Raw genomic sequence first — 19,202 nt, 5'->3', positions numbered from 1 at the left:
GAAAACAAACAAAAGTGAATAAATCAAGGCTTGTGTAGGCTACCTTGCATCTGATGGCAAAGCATCGCTGGCGCGTATTGGAGCCGTTTCACTTCCTCAATCCGCTTGGATATTGCCATATGAACAGACATGCAAATGCTTTGCGGCTCGTTGCGTCGGTATCCTCCAAGGCCGTTTTGCCAGCGCACAGGGCTATATTTAGGGCTGAAGAAATAATACGTCCGGTTAAAAGTAAAAGCCCTACGTTCTGCTAAAGTATCGCCTAGGAAATTTGCGGTTTGCATGTTGATGCACCACCGTTGTAGCAAAGTTCCAAGCGAGGAGTTTTTTGTTTCTTTTTTGCGGAAAAAAAGAAAAACAAAAAGGTTCCTTTAATATAAGCACTATCCCGCGGTAAATGCTCTGTTTTAAGAATAGATGGATAAACTTTTTTATAAAAGAAAGTTTATCTAAGTTTGCTATACTATTTTTGTTTGCAGCTGTGCAATTTTCTGCCTTGTTGCCGTTATATAGTAAAATACCGAAGCCGGAAATGATGAAGGACATTGTTTTCGATTTCCAAGAAAAAATGTACTCGATGCAAATGAACCGTATATTCGCGCTAAACCTGATTATCCTCTGCCTGTGGACTTCCTGTAAACGGGTAGATGATGAGCCGATCTATCCCGCAACGCCTATCTCTAGGCTGTATATATCGTTTTCGGATATCGCTAATTCGGATACGCAGGTTTATCAAAACGCGGTAGTGATTGATCCTGCGGATAGCGCCGGTTATATACCAGCTCCCAGCGGCGCGAATACGCAGCCTCGGCTTGGAATGGGTATCACATATAGCCCTGATTTAAGACAAGGTTTTCAGGTCAGTAGAAACGATACTACTATTAAGTATTTCTCGGTGAATGATGCTGGAGTTATAGGTACTTCCACGCGCAGCTTTAAGGACACTATTCACCTTTATATGCCTCGTGCCATTCGTTACGATAACAAATCCGATCAGTTATTTATTACGAATGATCATCCAGACAGCGCTTCCTTAAACATATACTATAATCCTTCGCGGCTGGTGGGACAGCAATCCCCAAGAAAAAGGCTTAAACTGGCAAATCTTCCTTGGGGTATTTCAACAAATATGACACTTAATACAAGTGATTCTTTGCTATTGCTGTCGATGCAAGGGAATACCAAAGAAATATGGGGTTTTGCATTAAAAGATATTGCTTCCATACAAGACACTTTTATTAACAACGCTAAACCAAATTATACAATCACCATTGCGGGAGCAAATGATATTCGAGGTATTACTTATTCTCCGAGACTTGATATCCTGGTTCTTTCCGATTTAGGTCCTGCGAAACTCACGGATAATCCAAGTAATAATAGTGTGGATGGAAAAATTTATGTTATCGAGAATGCAAAGCAAGCGATAATGGCTGGTGGAACGATTACACCAACAAGAATTATTACCGGAGCAGCTACTGGTTTGGTGGACCCAATAGACGTTGCAATCACCGATTTACCCAATCGAAACCAGTTCATATATGTCATCGATCGAGCAAGGCGACTCATAAGATTTGCATTAGATGCTAATGGGAATATCGAACCCGAGACAAGCAGGGCGTTATCTTTAACGCCAGAATTTATGTATCTTGATTCTCGGGGACCGAATGAGTAACTCATAAAGCGAACATCAGACTTTGTTTATAAATAGCTCAAAGATTGAATCTAATTGTGTCTATCATAGATAGCAGTAAATGAAATAGCTCAATAAGCGGATGAAGAACCCTATTTGACATAGGTAACCCCTAATTGCATATCTTTTAATTTTTTTGCTTCCAGATCTTCAATTTGCTGTATTTACTTATATGATCAAAATCTCGATCGGTATGAACTAGGGGAACTGAAAAGGAAACAGCATAATAGGCAATTAGGCAATCGTTGCTCTTACGTATGGTCACTCCTTTTTTGCGTAGAGATCGAAACAGGTCTGCTGCACCTATGGCTGCTCGTCGTGGAGGCAATTCCAATAAAGTGAAATAGGATAGTGCTTCCTTTATTTCTGTATAAGTTGAATCCTCACGTATTCCCTGGAGAATTTCTTGAACAATGGTGGGCGTAAGTAATACCTCACGATCCGTTTCTATATATTCTTGCAATAATAAAGCTTGCGGTGTGTCATTTTTGTTCAGGAAATCAACCCATACCGACGTATCAAAAAGCAAAGAACTCCTCATAGGCTACGCATCTGGTCGAGATCTCCTTCCCAAGTGCCCTTCTTTCTCAACGCTATAATGCTTTTTCGTTTCAGAGAGGCAATATATTGCTTTAATGCTTCATGAACGACTTCTTTCTTTGTCCTTAGTTTACTTATTTGAAGCGCCTGTTGAATGAGGTTTTCGTCTAGCTCTATATTAGTTCTCATTTCTGTAATTTTTACTATGTGTAAAGATAATAAAATTTATACACATTACGGCTAGTTTAAAAGGCTTTGACCCGAACTGTGTGATTTATCTATTTTTCTATGTTTCAATGCCCTCTTTGTTACAAAAACCTTAACATTTTCATAATGAGTATTTGATCAAGCATTACGAAAATTGAAAAGCTTGTACGACAGGTATTTAAAATTTGATAAAAATTCAATAAAAGCCGTGTTTTATTGCGCTTATGCTTGCTTTTGCTTATGGTAGCTGCTAAATTTGTGATAGCAAAAATGGAGGATATGGAAGTAAATTTACGTCGATTATCTGTTTTTACCGCGGATCTACAGCTGATCTTGGGCAAGAGCATGCGTACATGCCAACGCCATATGCAGTTGATCCGCGACATGTATGCTTTGGAAAAGCAGCAGCCCGTTACGGTATATCATGTTGCAGAATACCTCGATACGCCTGTATCAAAAATAGCTGCCTTTCTGAAGATTAACCGGAATTGAGTGGATAGATGAGCAATGGGATTGCTCCGATGTAAAAAAATTTCTTGGTAAGCCGCGGCAATTGCCCGCGGCTTTTTTTGTTTGCGGCACACCTAAGGTCTAGAAAGCCTTAATAAATGTCAGTAAGACTGGGATAAACACAATTAAGTTTAAGACAAACGCAAATAAGTTTGAGATAAACATGCTTAAGTTTATCCTTAACACGTATTAGTTTGTTATGAAGGTAGAAGCGTTTGAAGTAAATACAAACAATATGAAGGTAATTTTAAGATAAGTTGAGACACTTTTGATCAAGCTTGCTTTAACCTTGCTCATCTCTGCTATAAACTTAACTAAAGAAATAGCAAACTTGTTTACGTTTGCAATAACAATGAACAATGTTGTTATAAACTAGACCAAGTTTGTCGTAATCTTAATCAAGTTTGAATTAAACACAAACAAGATTACCCCATAATTGGTTAAAATTGTTCTAACGTTGTTCACAGTTGTGACAAAGTTCTATAACGTTCTGTCAGACCTTTCTAAGTTTATATTAACAACGATCAAGATTGTATTAAATCTATATGGATTTGGAATAAATTTAGTCAATAGAGCGTTCGATTTGGTCATCCTTAAACGTACTTTTCCTCCTCTTTTATCGGACAAAAGCGTCAAAAAACGACAAAAACGCCATATGCGTCATTTTCGGACATGGCTTTTTTTGATTCTACTCAATTTTGTTTTGTTCATCAGCGGTTGATGGACTTATACAAATATAAGTAGATGATAACAAAGAGAAAACATCCGTCCAAGCCAACGTAAATGTGCAATAGGCGATAGGCTTTAAGTAATAGGCCATCCCTTCGGGAGACAAGCTTTTTACTTTTTATTTTTTAATTTTTAATTTTTTAAATATGCAAAATAGATACATCGCTATAGGATTTAGTAATATCGCAGACGACGCCATGGCAACTTTAGGAACAACCGTCATTACCGCCATGACGGACAATCCAAATTTCGAAACGCCCGTTCCGGCGTTGACAGATATACAGTTACTCCTTGATGATTATCGGCTCAAACTGGCGGCTACCCGGAAGGGTAGTCCTTTGAACACCAGTGAAAAAAATGTGAGTCGCCAGGCACTCGAGAAAGGACTTAGGCAATTAGCGTTTTATGTGGATGCCGTTGCAGACGGGGCCTTACATATTATTTTAAGTTCGGGCTTTCCCGTAAAGCCGCTTCGGTCCTCGTTGATTGCTCCTGCTATACCAGAGCGTCTTCGTCTGAGCGATACCGCACAGAGCGGACAAATTCGCTTCGATTTTAACCCGGTTAAAAAAGCCTGGGAGTACGAATACTGCTATGCTACCGAAGTAGACGATAATGGAAACATATTATGGGGCGACATCTTATCTACTACTTCGTCTCGTAACAACATTATCGCTCCGCTGATTCCCGGTGTTGTTTGCCGCGTACGCGTGCGTGCCCGTAATGGAAAAGGTGTAAGTGATTGGAGTGAAGCCGTTAGCTTAATGGCGAGATAATACCGAGCAAGGGGCCGGCGAATTCGGCTCCTTGCCTTTACCCGAAAATACCCAATAAACGTTGTATTTCAGCGGCTTTTTCTAAGCTGCCTGCTTGATTATAGGAAGCTAATAGATTACGCAAGACACGGCTGACGATCGCCAAGTTATCACACGGCAAAAAGAATTGTTCATCATTAGGCAAATTAAGTTGCTTTAAAAACGATAAGACATCATGTCTTCCAAATATCTGGCCCCTATTAAAAGCATTGATATAAAAAAGAACTCCTGCTTCGTCGGCCTTAATTTGTTCGTCCATATAAGCCAATATAAAGTGGCGTGGCAAATTGACACCATAAATTGGGATATCCAAACGCTGCGCTACAATACTATATAGTGCTGCTAATAAAATCGGGTTTCCTCTCCTCGTTTCCAGCACTTTACCGATGTATGAATTTTGCGGATCGTGGTAATTTTTGGTATTACCTTTGAAGCCATGCATATTGTAAAATACGTTATTTAATAAACGTACTTTCTCCACAGCGCTCATGTTATACATCATTTCCAGCCAAGCATCGCGCTTAATTTCTTCTACTTGATTGATGATGGTTTGATCTTCCAGATCGGGATATTGATATTTATTGACAATAATCAAGCCCTGCAATAAATCAAACCCCCCGCCCATATACCAAAGTTCCAATTCATTAAAAACCTGTTCAAACTGGATTTTATGAATTAGGTTCTCTATCCTCGACTGAAGAAAAGAATCAAATGATTTTTCCCAAGCAGCTTCCAACGGAGCAATAACCGCTGTCCCTAGTGTTAACAACTTCTCCTCAACGTGCCGAAATACCTCTTCATCCGGATCGTCTAATAGATGTATCAAGGAATTTATCTCTTTGTTATTAAGCATATACAAAGATAAAAATAAGTTGTGATTTGTGTGTTATGAGTTGCTTCTCTACCGAGGTTACCACACTCGTATTCAATAGGATGTTTAAATTAAAAGAACGATTATTTTTGTCACTTTTTTCCGCAAAAAGTAACCAAAAACCCATCACTTGGAACTTTGCTACAACGATAGTGCCTCAACGTGCAAACCGCAAATTTCCTAGGTGATATTTTAGCAGAACGTAGGGCTTTTACTTTTAACCGGACGTATTATTTCTTCAGCCCTAAATATAGCCCTGTGCGCTGGAAGATCGGCCTTGGAGGATACCGACGCAACGAGCCGCAAAGCATTTGCACGTCTGTTCATACGGCAATATCCAAGCGGATTGAGGAAGTGAAACGGCTCCAATACGCGCCAGCGATGCTTTGCCATCGGTTGCAAGGTAGCCTACACACGCCTTGACTTTTTTGGTTCTTTTTGTGTTAAGACAAAAAGAACACGATAAATTTGACTAAGAAAAAGGTTCTTTTTAAATGCACTCAACCTTCCTGTCACCATTGCTTTTTAGACGAATCCTATAAAGGCGTTTAAAAACCTTATGGTACCTGAAATATAGGTTTACATAATCAGGGGAGAGGACCTGTCTCTCCCCTGGATGGTTGGTTTTGTTTATTGAGCTTGTGGCATATGTTGACTGAGTGATTCCATACTTAGCCCCAATCCCTGCGCAATGGCCATGCCGAGCTGCACATCGGCTCTAAACCAGTGACACAGCTGTCGGTTAATAATGAGCTCCTTCTTGGAGCCGGTGATACCCTTCATTGAGGTCACGATATTATGAATGGTGTTTTGTTTGGCTTCCGGTGTCATCAATCTGAAAAGATTTCCAGGTTGCGTATAGTGATCATCCTCGCCCGGCGCGTTGCGGTTATACCAATCGGCAATATCGCTTTCTAAATTCCATGCAGGCTGTTTGTAGCTTTCATCTTCATAGATGCTATCAAAGCTGTTGGGGAAATAGTTTGGCGTGGAGCCTCCATTTCCGTCTACGCGCATATAGCCATCCCGTTGATAATTGGCTACCATAAAAGGGCACCTGTTTACCGGAATTTGCTCATAATTTACACCTAATCGATAACGATGGGCATCCGGATAAGACAAAATCCGCCCCTGCAACATCTTGTCGGGCGAATAGCTAATACCGTCAATAACATGTGCCGGTGCGAAGGCCGCCTGTTCTACTTCGGCAAAATAATTGGATGGATTTTCATTCAGTTCTAAAACGCCCACTTCTTGTAAAGGATACTCTCTCTGAGGCCAAATTTTGGTTAAGTCAAAGGGATTCCAGCGAAAGGCCTTCGCCTGTTCCTCCGTCATTATCTGTATATATAGTTTCCAGCGAGGGAAATCGCCGCGTTCAATCGCTTCAAATAAATCGCGCTGTGCAAAATCAGGATCTTCTCCCCGCATGCGCATCGCTTCGTCATTGGTGAAATTTTTAATGCCCTGTTCCGTTTTGAAATGGAACTTGGTCCATACACGCTCATTATTGCTATTGATGAAAGAGAATGTGTGACTGCTAAAACCGTGCATGTGACGATATCCTACAGGTGTGCCCCGGTCTGACATCAGTATAAGCACCTGATGCAGACTCTCCGGGTTTAACGACCAGAAATCCCACAACATCGTTGCGCTTTTCATATTGGTTTGCGGATCACGCTTCTGTGTATGGATAAAGTCGCTGAATTTTTTTGGATCTTTTACAAAGAAAACCGGTGTATTATTGCCGACGAGATCCCAATTGCCGTCTTCCGTATAGAACTTAACGGCAAAGCCGCGTGGATCTCTTTCTGTATCAGCTGAACCTTTTTCCCCTCCAACCGTTGAAAAGCGTAAAAACAAACGCGTTTTTTTGCCTATCTCATTAAAAATTTTAGCTTTTGTGTAGGTGGTGATGTCCTGGGTTACGGTAAATGTGCCATAAGCACCCGAACCTTTAGCGTGCACCACGCGTTCGGGAATTCGTTCGCGATTAAAATGGGCCATTTTTTCATGCAGGTGAAAATCCTGCAATAATATAGGGCCGCGTGGCCCAACGGTCATCGAGTCTTCATTGTTAGTGACGGGAATACCCGAGGCAGTTGTTAACTTCTTTTTCTCTTCCATGTGTAAAATTGTTTAGTATGATTCCTCTGTCGACCAAAGGTAGTGCTTCGGTATGAACATCTTACATCGAATTTTGCTATGTTTGTATAATCAAAATTTATATTATGACGCTTGTTCAATTAGAATATATTATAGCTGTTGATACATATAGAAGTTTTGTGGCCGCTGCAGATAAGTGTTTTGTAACGCAGCCTACATTGAGTATGCAGATTCAAAAATTAGAAGAATCTTTAGGTGTTCGGATTTTTGATAGGACCCGGCAGCCTATTGTGCCTACCGAAATCGGAGAAGAAATCATCCGACAAGCGAGAGTGGCGGTTTTAGAGAGCCAGAAAATTAAAGAGATTGTCGCTTATAAGAAAGGCGAGGTGGAAGGTGAATTAAAAATCGGTGTGATTCCGACGGTTGCCCCGTATCTATTACCAAAGGTATTAGGCAATTTCATGGAGAAATATCCGAAATTGCATTTGCATGTATGGGAGTATACAACAGAAAAGATAGTCAGGGAGTTAAAAACAGGGGTATTAGATTGCGGTATTTTGTCGACACCGATCCACGAGCCCAATTTGCAGGAACACCCCTTGTTCTATGAAACGTTTGTTGCTTATATAGCTAAAGAAAGCAGTTTGTCAAAGAAAAAAGCCGTTACTGCAAGTGATATATTGAATGAAAAACTTTGGTTACTGAACGAAGGGCACTGTATGCGGAATCAGGTACTGAATATCTGCAATAGGAGGAAAACGATGAACCCGGACGATTCCTTCGAATATAACACCGGCAGTGTAGAAACCCTAAAACGGATGGTGGATACGAATGCGGGCGTAACGATTATGCCTGAATTGAGTATTGCTGAGTTTTCTGTAAAGGAACTTGATCAGGTGCGTTATTTTAAATCGCCCGAACCGGTTCGCGAAATTAGTTTAATCACGCAACAGAACTACCTAAAGAAAAGAGCCATTGAAGCTTTGAAAAGTGAAATTCTACAGATTCTACCGAAGCGTTTTAGAAATAAGAAGAAAAAGGAGGTGATGGATATTGGTTAAATCAATGCTTGAAACTATTACCTGTTATCTCCTGCTGATTGATGCGAACGGCAATGGAGGAGGGTTTGATACCGTCTCCGAACATCTCTGCATTTTTTTCCGTAAACTCAGCGCCGAAAAATAGAATGGAGGATGTGTAGTTTATCCAAAGCAAGATAATTACTATGGAACCGGCGGCACCATATCCGGATGCAGGTGCCGCATGCTGCATATACAAGCCTATCGCCCACTTGCCGATCATAAATAAGATGGCGGTGAAGAAAGCACCCGACCGTACGTCTTTCCACTTGATTTTTACGTCTGGAAGGAATTTAAAAATACAGCCAAAAAGAACGGATAAAACAATAAAGGTTATAAGGGTATTGGCAAGATATAAGGCGATGTTGGTTGTTTCGTCGAAAAGGTCTAAACCAAAAACCTGAAAATCGGGAAGATACTTGATGAGCGTAGTGCTAATAACAGAAATGACAACATTCAAGAGTAAAGAAACAACTAACAAAAAGCCCAGAATAAGCACAATGGAAAAAGACAGCGCACGATCAACAAGTAGTTTTACCCAACCTCTTTTTGGTTTGGGCTTCACGTTAAAGATCATGTTGAGCGAATCCTGCATTTCTACAAAAACTTTTGTCGATGCGTAAATCAATGTGCCCACACCAATAATGGTTGCAATAATGGATCCTTTTCCGACCGATAAGCCTTTTATAAGTGATTGTATAAGTGCGGCGGCATCAGCCCCGACATATTCGTTTATTTGCTGAAAGATTCTTCCCTGTTGTGCATCATCACCCAAAACAAAGCTAACAACAGCCAATATAATGATCAGGAGAGGAGCCAACGCAAATATGGTATAGTAAGATAATGCTGCACTCATTTTCGATACTTTGTCGTCACCGAAGCCAATGACCGTTGCCTTAAGTAGAGTGAAAGCGTCTTTATAAAACTGTTTTCTTAAAACCTTCATATATGCCTTGATTTAACACCTAAAGTGATCATCGATGGGATACAATCAGTAATTCGAGATCTTTCGGGGTTAAATTAAATTTATTGGCTATATCTTTATTCGTTAACTGTCCTTGGTAAAGATAAATGGCATTTCGAATACCCGGTTTGTTCCAGATAACTTTCAATAGCCCGCCCTGTTCCCCAATATCCAACAAAATCGGTGCGAAAATGTTTGTCAGCGCATAGGTGGCTGTTCTGGCAACACGAGATGCTATATTGGGAACACAGTAATGAATAACATCATACTTTCTGAAAACAGGGGAATCGTGATTGGTTATATGAGAGGTCTCGAAACAACCGCCTTGGTCAATACTGACATCAACCAGCACAGAGTTGGGTTTCATTTTAGAAACGGTTTCTTCGGTAATAATACACGGACTTCTGCCATTGGTGGCGCGCATCGCACCTATTACGATGTCACAGGATAGGACCGCTTTTTGGAGTACAATGGGTTGAATAACCGAGGTGAATACTTTATTCCCTAGATTGTTTTGTAAGCGTCGAAGACGATATAATGAACTGTCAAAGACTTTTACCTGTGCACCTAAGGCGAGTGCGGCACGGGTCGCATACTCTCCAACCGTTCCGGCACCGATAATGACTATTTCAGTAGGAGGAACGCCGGTAATCCCCCCCAGCATCAGGCCCTTGCCTTGGAACACGTTACTTAAATATTCGCCGGCAATTAGAATAGAGGTAGCGCCTACAATTTCGCTCATTGCACGTACAACCGTTAACCGGTTATCCTCGTCCCGCAAATACTCATAAGATAGCGCCGTAACCTTCTTCTTCATCATGGCTTTTAAATGCTCAAAGCCCAATAAAGAGGGTTGTTGGCTGGAAAACAGGACCTGGCCGGTTTTCATTAAATCAATTTCTTCCAAGGTGGGAGCCCCAATCTTGACGATAATGTCGCAGGTGTAAATGCGTTCCTTTTCATGAACAATGATAGCGCCCTGCTCGCTGTAGTGATGATCCAGAAAGTTGGCACCGTTTCCTGCGCCGGACTCTAACATAATTTGATGACCATTCTCTACAAGTAAAGCAACAGACAAAGGCGTAAGCGCAATACGGTTCTCCTGAAAGCTCACTTCCTTAGGGATTCCGATTAATAAACTGTTCTTCTTTTTGCCGGTTTCTAGCATGGCCTCCTGTGGCTGCATCATCGCTTGACGCGCCAAGTTAGATAATTCTGTCATACAGAGCTCAATTACACAAAAAATCGGGTTAATTTACGAAAAAGTATCTACAGTTCGTTCATGTTTTATAATTGCGTCTGCCATTCGGATGCAAAACTTGCTCGATTTTGATCGAAAGCATTTTAATCGGTACACAGAAAAAAAGATAAATAGCAGGATAAATGAAGAAATGGGAGCATGCTAATAAAGTTCAGACAAATGGGAAGATGGAATCCCTTTTTGTATCCTAATTTTACGTTCATTTTTTTCTCCGAGCTCAATTGTAACACTCACTACCTCTTCGGGTAGGAGATTAGGGATTTTTTCAGGCCATTCAATAAAACAATAGTTTCCTGAGAAGAAGTATTCCTCATAACCCAGATCTAAAGCTTCCTGTTCCTCTTTCAACCGGTAAAAATCAAAATGATAAACGTTTCCCTGAGGACTATGGTACTCGTTAACGATTGAAAAAGTTGGACTGGCTGCTTGGTCGGTAACCTGTAGTTGCTTGCAAAGCTCTTTAATAAGTGTAGTTTTTCCCGCTCCCATTGGAGCGAAAAACAAAACTACCCGATCATCGGCTACAAAAAGGAGTATTTTTTTTGCCACATCAGGTAGTTCGCTTATGTCGTTAACGGTAAGAATCATGAAGCAAACTTAGAGAAACCGGCATGGATATGCAACGTGCTTTCTAAAGTCTTTTCGTAATACTCACCGGTGAAACCGATTACGATCCTTCATCATTTCGGTGTATACGTAATATACGGAATGATCATCTCTTCAAGAGAAATACCACCGTGTTGAAAAGTTTCGTTGAAGTAATTGACAAACTGGTTATAGTTGTTAGGATAAACGAAATAGGTGTCTTCCTTGGCAAATATAAAACTTGAACTTACGTGAAGTTTCGGCAATTTTGCTTCATGTGGGTTCTTGATGTGTAGTACATCCTTATCAATAAAGTTTAGATTTTTACCCTGTTTGTAACGAAGATTACTATTCGTGTTCCGATCGCCGATTACCTTACTTGCATGTTTTACGCGAATCGTGCCATGGTCAGTCGTAAGAATGACACGTACATTTTTTTGCGCGAGCCATTTTAGGGTATCTAAAAGTGGTGAATGTTTGAACCATGACAGCGTGAGCGAGCGATAGGCTGCTTCATCGCTGGCAAGCTCCCGGATCATGGCCATGTCAGTCCGGGCATGGGACAGCATATCGACGAAATTATAAACCAGCACATTAAGGTCGTTTCCCATCAAATTGGATAGATTGTCCGTGATGTCTCTTCCCTGTTCCAGTGTAAGAATTTTATGGTAGCTGAATTTGCATTCTTTCCGAAACGTATTTTTTATTTGTGCCGCTAAAAACTCTTCCTCGTGTAGATTTTTGCCCCCCTCGTCTTCATCGTTTTGCCAAATATGCGGAAAGTTCTTCTCCATATCAAGCGGCATCATCCCGCTGAAAATAGCATTCCGGGCATATTGGGTCGCCGTAGGCAAAATACTGTAATAAGTCTCCTCCGCATCCATACGATAGTAATTGCCGATGATTTCATGTATCACTTTCCATTGATCATATCGTAAATTGTCTATTAAAAAGAAAAAGGTAGGCTTGTTATCCAGTACCGGGAATACTTTTTTCTTAAATAGTTGAGGCGATGAAACCGGCCCGCTCTCCGGATCTTTGACCCAATGCAGGTAATTCTTTTCAACAAATTTCGAAAACTGGGCATTGGCTTCCGCCTTTTGCATGGTCAAGATTTCGTGCATGCCTTCATCTTCCAATTTTTCGAGTGAAAGCTCCCAATAAACTAATTTTTTATAAACATCAACCCATTCATTAAAGTCCAGATTATCATTCAGGGTCATGCCAAGCGTTCTAAACTCCTGCTGGTAAGCCATCGATGTTCTTTCGCTTACTAAGCGTTTATTCTCAGTGAACTTTTTGATGGTCAATAGAACTTGTTTCGGATTTACCGGTTTAATCAGGTAATCATCGATTTGCGAACCTATTGCATCTTCCATCAGAAACTCTTCTTCATTCTTCGTGATCATTACCATGGGGACGGTCGGATTAATGCCCTTTAAAATCCCTAAGGTTTCCAGACCTGTAAGTCCCGGCATATTTTCATCCAAGAATACTAAATCATAAAAGGAATTTTTGAAAGCTTCAACGGCATCATGTCCATTGGTGACTGTTTTTACACCATATCCCTTTTCATTGAGCAGCATAATGTGAGGCTTTAATAAATCGATCTCATCATCTGCCCATAATATATTTGTTTCTTGCATCGTTACGTTATAAGTTTTACGTTCTAAGTCCTATGTCCTATCTCAATATAGAATTACGAACTTACGTAATTGTTTGGAGCCTTTCCGCTTTTTTAACAAAAATTAACAGCGACGTAAATAAATTCAATTTAGATTTGATTTCGATGTAGAAAGAGAAGCTGCATCATGGACATTTCATTAAAAAATAGCACCTTTGTGCTTAAATTTTTTGGCTTTTGAATAAGAAAAAAATTATTAATGATCCTGTTTATGGTTTTGTTTCCATACCATCAGATTTGATATTTGATCTGATACAGCATCGTTATTTTCAACGCCTTCGGTATATTAAACAGGTAAGCCTAACACATTTAGTTTATCCAGGGGCACTACATACGCGTTTTCAACATGCACTCGGCGCTATGCATTTGATGGGCTTAGCTTTAGAGACCCTGAAAGGTAAAGATATCGATATAACAGCGGAGGAAGAAGAGGCCGCCATTATAGCCATATTACTACATGACATAGGTCATGGACCATTTTCGCACTCGTTGGAACACACCCTGGTACAGGGAGTATCACATGAGCATATTTCGTCGTTAATAATGAATGAAATGAACCGGAAATTCAATGGTAGCTTGTCTATGGCGATTGATATCTTTAAAGACAAATATCCAAAGCGATTTTTGCATCAATTAGTGTCGAGTCAGCTTGATACGGACCGAATGGACTATCTCAACAGAGACAGCTTTTTTACCGGTGTTTCCGAAGGGGTGATCAGCTTTGATCGGATTATTAAAATGCTGAACGTTGCTAATAACGGCTTGGTGATTGAACAAAAGGGAATTTATTCGGTTGAGAAGTTTTTAATTGCCCGTAGACTAATGTACTGGCAAGTATACCTGCATAAAACGGTATTAAGTGCTGAACAGATGTTGATTAAAATCTTACAGCGTGCAAAGGAGCTTACCGATAAAGGAAACAACGTATTTGCAACAGAGGCGTTGAAACATTTTATTGATAACAGAGTCACAAAGGAGGATTTTTTACAAGATCGCGCCCATCTCGAATTTTTTACCATGCTGGATGATACAGACATTTTGGCAACTGTGAAAATGGGGGTAAAGCATGAGGATACTGTCTTATCTAAGTTGTGTGAGCAATTTATGACAAGGAGGCTCTATCATGTCGAATTAAGTAATTTTATGCCTACCAAGGAACGAATAGAAGCATTACGTCGCGCAGCTATGAACCTGTTCAAGGTTGGGGAGGATGAAGTGCATTATTTCGTATTCACGCAGTCGGTAGAAAACAGTGCTTACGATGCCGGTGAGGGAAATATTAACATTTTGATGAAGGATGGTACCATCCAAGATATTACGACAGCCTCCGATTTATCGAACTTGGAAGTGCTGGCAAAAAAGGTCAAGAAATTTATGATTGCTTACCCAAAAGAATTGCGGTAGTTGTCAGAAGTTCGCAAAGTATTGATATACAAAGGAATTTAAAATTTGTTCATAAAAATTTAACACATAAATTTGCGCGATGCAATTTACTGCCAAACAAATTAGCGAAATCATTGATGGTTCTATAGAGGGAAACGAAGATGTTGTGGTATCGAGGGTTGAAAAAATCGAAGAAGCTAGCCAAGGGGGGCTTACTTTTTTAGCTAACCCTAAATATGAAAACTACCTTTACACGACAGAAGCATCCATTGTTATTGTCAATAATGACTTAACGGTTGAGGAGCCGATAAGTGCCACGCTTATTCGAGTGAAGAATGCCTATACGGCAATTACCTTGCTATTAGAGCAATATAATAAATTCCGTTTTCATAAAACGGGAGTAGAAACGCCTTCCTATATCCATCCCTCCGCTAAGCTAGGGGAGGATGTATATGTAGGGGCTTTTTCTTATATCGGAGACAATGTTGTACTAGAGGATAATGTAAGCATTTATCCGCAGGTGTACATTGGCGATAATGTTAAGATAGGCGCGGGGAGTATTTTATTCCCCGGTGTAAAAATATATCACGATTGTGTTTTAGGAAAAAATGTGGTGATCCATTCAGGCACTGTTATAGGAAGCGATGGTTTTGGCTTCGCTCCACAAGAGGATGGTACCTATCGTAAAATAAGTCAAATCGGAAACGTTGTTATAGAAGATGATGTTGAAATCGGCTCTAATTCCACAATCGATCGTGCAACGATGGGACATACAATCATTCGAAAAGGTGTAAAACTGGATAATTTAATTCAGTTGGCGCATAATGTGGAGGTTGGAGAAAATTCAGTTATAGCTGCTCAAACAGGTATCTCAGGAAGTACAAAAATCGGTAAGAATGTAGTTTTAGGAGGACAAGTAGGTGCCGTAGGACATATCACGATAGCTGATGGTACACAAGTGCAGGCGCAATCCGGTATCAACCGTTCTATAGATACCCCCGGGTTGAAATGGGCGGGAACACCGGCAAGTCAGTTCCAGAATCAGATGCGAGCACAAGTAGTATTGCAGCGATTACCGGATTTGGAACGCCGCTTGGATCAAATTGAAAAACTAATTAAAAAACTTGACGAAGAATAAATGAGTACTAGCAGCGACAGCGTATGCTAGCCTTAAATTATTAGGAAGAGATGAACGTTAAACAAAGAACACTTAATTCAGAAATTACGATTTCAGGGGTTGGCCTCCACACTGGTAAACATGCTACATTAGTTTTTAAGCCGGCACCTGTAAATCATGGATATAAATTTAAACGAATAGATTTAGAAGGTCAGCCCATCATCGATGCTGACGTGGATAACGTTTCAGACACTTCGAGAGGAACCACGATTACACAAAATGGCGCAAGCGTAAGCACGGTAGAACACTTACTGGCATCCTTAGTAGGAATGGAGATTGATAATGTGCTGATAGAAATTGATGGCCCTGAAGTTCCGATTATGGATGGGAGTGCTTTAATTTACGTAGAAGCCATTGAGAAGGCAGGGTATAAAGATCAGGAAGCAGATCGGGAATATTACGAAATACCTCATAATATACATTATACCGAAGCTGATAGAAAAGTAGAGATGGTTGCGATGCCTTTAGATGGGTATCGATTTACCTGTATGATTGATTATAATTCACCCGTATTGGGAAGTCAACACTCTGCTATTACTAGCATCAGTGAATTTAAAAAGGAAATTGCCTCGTCCAGAACGTTTTGTTTCTTGCATGAATTAGAAATGTTGCTTGAACATAATCTGATTAAAGGAGGTGATTTAAATAACGCGATTGTAGTAGTCGATAAAGATGTGAGTAAAGATGAGCTGAAGCATTTAGCGAAACTCTTTAATCGGGAAGATATCGATGTGGCAAGGGAAGGTATCCTGAATAATATTAAGCTTCGCCATCAGAATGAGCCGGCACGGCATAAGTTGTTGGATATGATTGGCGATTTGGCCTTAGTAGGGCGGCCGTTGAAGGGACATATCATGGCTGCACGTCCCGGGCATGCTGCCAATGTGGCATTTGCCAAAAAGATCAAAGCGCAGATTAGTAGGGAAAAGAACAAGAAGTATGTGCGGGTTTACGATCCGAATATGACCCCCGTTTATGATACGGCGCAGATTATGAAGATTTTACCCCATAGGCAGCCGATGCTGATGGTGGATAAGATTCTGGAACTTACAAAAACTCATGTGGTGGGTTTGAAGAATGTGACAATGAATGAAGACATTTTCATGGGGCATTTTCCAAATGAGCCGCTATTCCCCGGAGTTCTTCAAATTGAGGCCATGGCGCAAACAGGAGGCATATTGGTGTTAAATACCGTACCCGACCCAGAGAATTATATCACCTTATTTTTGAAAATTGAGAACGCTCGGTTTAAAGCACAGGTGAAGCCGGGAGATACCATTATTTTTCACTGTAGTTTATTGCAACCGATAAGAAGAGGTATCGCTCAAATGAAAGGTGTTGGCATGGTTGGCGAAAAGATTGTGGTAGAAGCAGAATTGATGGCACAGATAGTTAAGATAAAAGAAGAAATTAAAGAGCAATAAGATGATCCAACCATTGGCATATATACATCCGCAAGCCAAAATCGCGGAAAATGTAGTGATCGAACCTTTTGTAACTATTCATAAAAACGTAGAAATAGGCGAAGGAACATGGATAGGCTCGAATGTTGTTATCATGGATGGCGCGCGTATCGGGAAAAATTGTCGTATTTTCCCTGGGGCGGTAATAAGTGGCATCCCGCAGGATCTCAAATTTGCGGGTGAAGACACTACCGCTGAAATTGGTGATAATACCACCATCCGCGAATGTGTGACCATTAATAGAGGCACAAAAGATAGATGGCGTACGGTAGTTGGAAATAATTGCCTTATCCAAGCATATAGTCATATCGCCCACGATTGTTTTGTTGGTAATAATTGTATTTTTTCAAATAGCAGCACGTTAGCGGGGCATATTACAGTTGGCGATTATGTGGTGTTGGCGGGCATGGTTGCTGTTCATCAGTTTTGCCATATTGGGTCTCATGCGTTTGTTGCAGGAGGTTCTTTGGTTCGTAAAGATGTTCCGCCCTTTGTTAAAGCAGCGAGAGAGCCACTTTCTTATGTGGGGATTAATTCTGTCGGCTTAAGGCGCAGGGGCTTTTCATCTGAGCAAATCAACGAAATCCAAGATATCTATCGTACCATGTTTGTGAAAAACAACAATTTAACGAAAGCCTTGGATATCATTGAAACGGAATGCCAACCGACGGAGATTCGCGACGAGATCCTGGACTTTGTGCGAAGCTCTAATCGCGGGATTATGAAAGGCTTTGGCCAAGGAAAGGTTGCGCTGTAAGATTTTAACCTAAGCAGCATTAAGCTGCTTATGGTGTTTTTACTGCTGGAGGATTAGCACTTGGATATCATACTCGAAAATATCGGTCGGCGTTTCAATCGAGAGTGGATTTTTAAATCGGTCAATTACCATTTTTTGCATGGAAATAGTTATGCGATTTTAGGCCCTAACGGGTCCGGTAAATCGACCTTACTTCAGGTGTTGATCGGTAGTCTTACAGCATCCGAAGGCACCATTCGATACCTCGATGAAGATCAGAAACTGGATGCGGATATGTTTTTTTCCTCGAGTGCTTTAGCGGCGCCCTACCAAGAGCTGATCGAAGAGTTTACGCTACGTGAATTAATCGATTTTCACTTTTCTTTTAAACGAATGGAAGAAGGCCTGAACGCACAATTGCTAGTTGAATTATTGGATCTCGAACGCGCTGCGGACAAAGAACTACGCTACTTTTCGTCCGGAATGAGACAGCGCACGAAATTGGCCTTGGCTTGCTGTTCGCAAACCCCTACCTTATTTTTAGATGAACCCACATCCAATTTGGATACACAGGGGATCGCTTGGTATCTTAATCTAATTGAGCGATTCGCCAAGAACAAATTGCTGATTATTTGTTCCAATCAAGAACATGAATATAGCTTTTGTCGGCATCAAATTCATATTGAGCAGTATAAAAACTACTAGGCGACTAAATTTTTGGGAATCCAAATTTTAAGGTTACCTTTGCACCACCGAAAAAATGTTTTTACATAATAACTTATAGATATGGCTAAAGCTTCTGATGTCAAGACGGGCAATATATTGCGTTTTAACGGCGAATTGGTATCTGTAGATGAGTATATTCATAGAACTCCGGGAAACCTACGTGCTTTTTATCAAGCGAAGATGCGCAACGTTAGAACGGGTAAGTTGGTGGAGTATCGCTTCCGTACCGATGAGGAGGTTGAGATTGCGCGTGTTGAGACGAACGATTATCAATACCTTTATGATGAAGGAGACTTTTTCGTTGTAATGGATAATGTCTCTTTTGAGCAATATAATATCCCCAAATCGCTTTTTGGTGATTCGGCACGGTTCTTGAAAGAGGGTATGAATGTATTGGTGGCCTTTGAAAGTGAGGAACCGATTATGGCTCAAACACCTACTACGGTAGAGCTTGAGATTACTTATACGGAACCTGCTGTGAAAGGCGATACCTCTACAAACGCCCTGAAAAGCGCTACCGTGGAAACGGGCGTTGAAATTCGTGTTCCCTTGTTCATCAACCAAGGTGATAAAGTTAAGGTTGATACCAGAACCGGGGATTATATCGAACGGGTGAAATAATTTGATTAAGTTTTTAGGTTTAGGTTGATTAGGCGGTCTTTGAGAGCTCTTC

The 19,202-nt window shown here is 40.7% G+C and carries 19 protein-coding genes; 10 read left to right on the top strand and 9 right to left on the bottom strand.

Annotation, left to right across the window (positions count from 1 at the left end; translation table 11 throughout):
• The first annotated feature begins 532 nt into the window (after positions 1–532).
• Positions 533–1,672: a hypothetical protein gene (locus tag E0E36_RS01615; RefSeq protein ID WP_149105163.1), complete on the top strand. Its 1,140-nt coding sequence runs from the start codon at positions 533–535 to the stop codon at positions 1,670–1,672.
• A gap of 145 nt (positions 1,673–1,817) precedes the next feature.
• Here E0E36_RS01615 and vapC read toward each other — a convergent pair whose 3' ends face one another.
• Together vapC and E0E36_RS01605 are read right to left on the bottom strand one after the other, a co-directional pair.
• A complete protein-coding gene (gene vapC / locus E0E36_RS01610) occupies positions 1,818–2,231 on the bottom strand; it encodes a type II toxin-antitoxin system VapC family toxin (protein ID WP_130854503.1) in 414 nt (137 codons plus the stop codon).
• Positions 2,228–2,419, bottom strand: a complete 192-nt coding sequence (locus E0E36_RS01605; protein ID WP_013664818.1) for a type II toxin-antitoxin system VapB family antitoxin — start codon at positions 2,417–2,419, stop codon at positions 2,228–2,230. Before E0E36_RS01605 ends, vapC begins: the two co-directional genes overlap by 4 nt.
• A gap of 297 nt (positions 2,420–2,716) precedes the next feature.
• Between E0E36_RS01605 and E0E36_RS01600 the strand changes: the two genes are divergently transcribed.
• Both E0E36_RS01600 and E0E36_RS01595 read left to right on the top strand, forming a co-directional pair.
• Entirely contained in the window at positions 2,717–2,929 is a 213-nt protein-coding gene (locus tag E0E36_RS01600; RefSeq protein WP_130854502.1) for a hypothetical protein, read from the top strand.
• Between the two features lie 893 nt (positions 2,930–3,822).
• Positions 3,823–4,452 carry a hypothetical protein gene (locus E0E36_RS01595; protein ID WP_130854501.1) on the top strand — a complete coding sequence of 210 codons (630 nt, stop codon included), beginning with the start codon at positions 3,823–3,825 and terminating at the stop codon, positions 4,450–4,452.
• A gap of 37 nt (positions 4,453–4,489) precedes the next feature.
• On the opposite strand, the gene E0E36_RS01590 is transcribed toward E0E36_RS01595, so the two are convergent.
• The 3 genes from E0E36_RS01590 to E0E36_RS01585 all read right to left on the bottom strand — a co-directional run bounded on the left by E0E36_RS01590 (position 4,490) and on the right by E0E36_RS01585 (position 7,489).
• Positions 4,490–5,344: a transglutaminase-like domain-containing protein gene (locus tag E0E36_RS01590; RefSeq protein WP_130854500.1), complete on the bottom strand. Its 855-nt coding sequence runs from the start codon at positions 5,342–5,344 to the stop codon at positions 4,490–4,492.
• A 210-nt stretch (positions 5,345–5,554) separates the two neighbouring features.
• Complete coding sequence (locus tag E0E36_RS27640; protein WP_165446898.1) at positions 5,555–5,755, bottom strand: hypothetical protein; 201 nt, start codon at positions 5,753–5,755, stop codon at positions 5,555–5,557.
• 237 nt (positions 5,756–5,992) lie between these two features.
• A complete protein-coding gene (locus E0E36_RS01585; RefSeq protein ID WP_130854499.1) occupies positions 5,993–7,489 on the bottom strand; it encodes a catalase in 1,497 nt (498 codons plus the stop codon).
• A 104-nt stretch (positions 7,490–7,593) separates the two neighbouring features.
• Here E0E36_RS01585 and E0E36_RS01580 point away from each other — a divergent pair, with 104 nt between their 5' ends.
• Positions 7,594–8,532, top strand: coding sequence for a hydrogen peroxide-inducible genes activator (locus E0E36_RS01580; protein ID WP_013664823.1), 939 nt, complete (start codon positions 7,594–7,596; stop codon positions 8,530–8,532).
• Between the two features lies 1 nt (position 8,533).
• On the opposite strand, the gene E0E36_RS01575 is transcribed toward E0E36_RS01580, so the two are convergent.
• The 4 genes from E0E36_RS01575 to porX form a co-directional block, all read right to left on the bottom strand.
• The gene (locus E0E36_RS01575; RefSeq protein WP_013664824.1) at positions 8,534–9,496 is read right to left on the bottom strand and encodes a YihY/virulence factor BrkB family protein; all 963 of its coding nucleotides are present in this window, start codon (positions 9,494–9,496) and stop codon (positions 8,534–8,536) included.
• Positions 9,497–9,524: 28 nt separating this feature from the next.
• Positions 9,525–10,736, bottom strand: coding sequence for an alanine dehydrogenase (locus E0E36_RS01570; RefSeq protein ID WP_013664825.1), 1,212 nt, complete (start codon positions 10,734–10,736; stop codon positions 9,525–9,527).
• A 180-nt stretch (positions 10,737–10,916) separates the two neighbouring features.
• The gene (gene tsaE / locus E0E36_RS01565; RefSeq protein WP_013664826.1) at positions 10,917–11,363 is read right to left on the bottom strand and encodes a tRNA (adenosine(37)-N6)-threonylcarbamoyltransferase complex ATPase subunit type 1 TsaE; all 447 of its coding nucleotides are present in this window, start codon (positions 11,361–11,363) and stop codon (positions 10,917–10,919) included.
• Between the two features lie 92 nt (positions 11,364–11,455).
• Positions 11,456–13,006, bottom strand: coding sequence for a T9SS response regulator signal transducer PorX (porX, locus tag E0E36_RS01560; RefSeq protein ID WP_130854498.1), 1,551 nt, complete (start codon positions 13,004–13,006; stop codon positions 11,456–11,458).
• A 215-nt stretch (positions 13,007–13,221) separates the two neighbouring features.
• Between porX and E0E36_RS01555 the strand changes: the two genes are divergently transcribed.
• From E0E36_RS01555 to efp, 6 genes are all read left to right on the top strand, one after another.
• Positions 13,222–14,448: an HD domain-containing protein gene (locus tag E0E36_RS01555; RefSeq protein WP_130854497.1), complete on the top strand. Its 1,227-nt coding sequence runs from the start codon at positions 13,222–13,224 to the stop codon at positions 14,446–14,448.
• A gap of 79 nt (positions 14,449–14,527) precedes the next feature.
• The gene (gene lpxD, locus E0E36_RS01550; RefSeq protein ID WP_013664829.1) at positions 14,528–15,565 is read left to right on the top strand and encodes a UDP-3-O-(3-hydroxymyristoyl)glucosamine N-acyltransferase; all 1,038 of its coding nucleotides are present in this window, start codon (positions 14,528–14,530) and stop codon (positions 15,563–15,565) included.
• A gap of 50 nt (positions 15,566–15,615) precedes the next feature.
• On the top strand, positions 15,616–17,028 hold the full coding sequence (locus tag E0E36_RS01545) for a bifunctional UDP-3-O-[3-hydroxymyristoyl] N-acetylglucosamine deacetylase/3-hydroxyacyl-ACP dehydratase (protein WP_013664830.1): 1,413 nt from the start codon (positions 15,616–15,618) through the stop codon (positions 17,026–17,028).
• A 1-nt stretch (position 17,029) separates the two neighbouring features.
• Positions 17,030–17,824: an acyl-ACP--UDP-N-acetylglucosamine O-acyltransferase gene (gene lpxA, locus E0E36_RS01540; protein WP_130854496.1), complete on the top strand. Its 795-nt coding sequence runs from the start codon at positions 17,030–17,032 to the stop codon at positions 17,822–17,824.
• A 60-nt stretch (positions 17,825–17,884) separates the two neighbouring features.
• The gene (locus tag E0E36_RS01535; RefSeq protein ID WP_130854495.1) at positions 17,885–18,508 is read left to right on the top strand and encodes an ABC transporter ATP-binding protein; all 624 of its coding nucleotides are present in this window, start codon (positions 17,885–17,887) and stop codon (positions 18,506–18,508) included.
• Positions 18,509–18,589: 81 nt separating this feature from the next.
• Positions 18,590–19,150 carry an elongation factor P gene (efp, locus tag E0E36_RS01530; RefSeq protein WP_013664833.1) on the top strand — a complete coding sequence of 187 codons (561 nt, stop codon included), beginning with the start codon at positions 18,590–18,592 and terminating at the stop codon, positions 19,148–19,150.
• Positions 19,151–19,202: the final 52 nt, after the last annotated feature.

This window comes from Olivibacter jilunii (assembly GCF_900607235.1).
GTDB lineage: Bacteria > Bacteroidota > Bacteroidia > Sphingobacteriales > Sphingobacteriaceae > Olivibacter > Olivibacter oleidegradans.
This window is presented reverse-complemented; position numbering and strand designations above follow the sequence as displayed.

Excerpts from the sequence above, each read along its gene's own strand:
- E0E36_RS01615 (WP_149105163.1), top strand. The coding sequence starts at position 533 with ATGATGAAGGACATTGTTTTCGATTTCCAAGAAAAAATGTACTCGATG.
- vapC (WP_130854503.1), bottom strand. The coding sequence starts at position 2,231 with ATGAGGAGTTCTTTGCTTTTTGATACGTCGGTATGGGTTGATTTCCTG.
- E0E36_RS01605 (WP_013664818.1), bottom strand. The coding sequence starts at position 2,419 with ATGAGAACTAATATAGAGCTAGACGAAAACCTCATTCAACAGGCGCTT.
- E0E36_RS01600 (WP_130854502.1), top strand. The coding sequence starts at position 2,717 with ATGGAAGTAAATTTACGTCGATTATCTGTTTTTACCGCGGATCTACAG.
- E0E36_RS01595 (WP_130854501.1), top strand. The coding sequence starts at position 3,823 with ATGCAAAATAGATACATCGCTATAGGATTTAGTAATATCGCAGACGAC.
- E0E36_RS01590 (WP_130854500.1), bottom strand. The coding sequence starts at position 5,344 with ATGCTTAATAACAAAGAGATAAATTCCTTGATACATCTATTAGACGAT.
- E0E36_RS27640 (WP_165446898.1), bottom strand. The coding sequence starts at position 5,755 with ATGGCAAAGCATCGCTGGCGCGTATTGGAGCCGTTTCACTTCCTCAAT.
- E0E36_RS01585 (WP_130854499.1), bottom strand. The coding sequence starts at position 7,489 with ATGGAAGAGAAAAAGAAGTTAACAACTGCCTCGGGTATTCCCGTCACT.
- E0E36_RS01580 (WP_013664823.1), top strand. The coding sequence starts at position 7,594 with ATGACGCTTGTTCAATTAGAATATATTATAGCTGTTGATACATATAGA.
- E0E36_RS01575 (WP_013664824.1), bottom strand. The coding sequence starts at position 9,496 with ATGAAGGTTTTAAGAAAACAGTTTTATAAAGACGCTTTCACTCTACTT.
- E0E36_RS01570 (WP_013664825.1), bottom strand. The coding sequence starts at position 10,736 with ATGACAGAATTATCTAACTTGGCGCGTCAAGCGATGATGCAGCCACAG.
- tsaE (WP_013664826.1), bottom strand. The coding sequence starts at position 11,363 with ATGATTCTTACCGTTAACGACATAAGCGAACTACCTGATGTGGCAAAA.
- porX (WP_130854498.1), bottom strand. The coding sequence starts at position 13,006 with ATGCAAGAAACAAATATATTATGGGCAGATGATGAGATCGATTTATTA.
- lpxD (WP_013664829.1), top strand. The coding sequence starts at position 14,528 with ATGCAATTTACTGCCAAACAAATTAGCGAAATCATTGATGGTTCTATA.
- E0E36_RS01545 (WP_013664830.1), top strand. The coding sequence starts at position 15,616 with ATGAACGTTAAACAAAGAACACTTAATTCAGAAATTACGATTTCAGGG.
- lpxA (WP_130854496.1), top strand. The coding sequence starts at position 17,030 with ATGATCCAACCATTGGCATATATACATCCGCAAGCCAAAATCGCGGAA.
- efp (WP_013664833.1), top strand. The coding sequence starts at position 18,590 with ATGGCTAAAGCTTCTGATGTCAAGACGGGCAATATATTGCGTTTTAAC.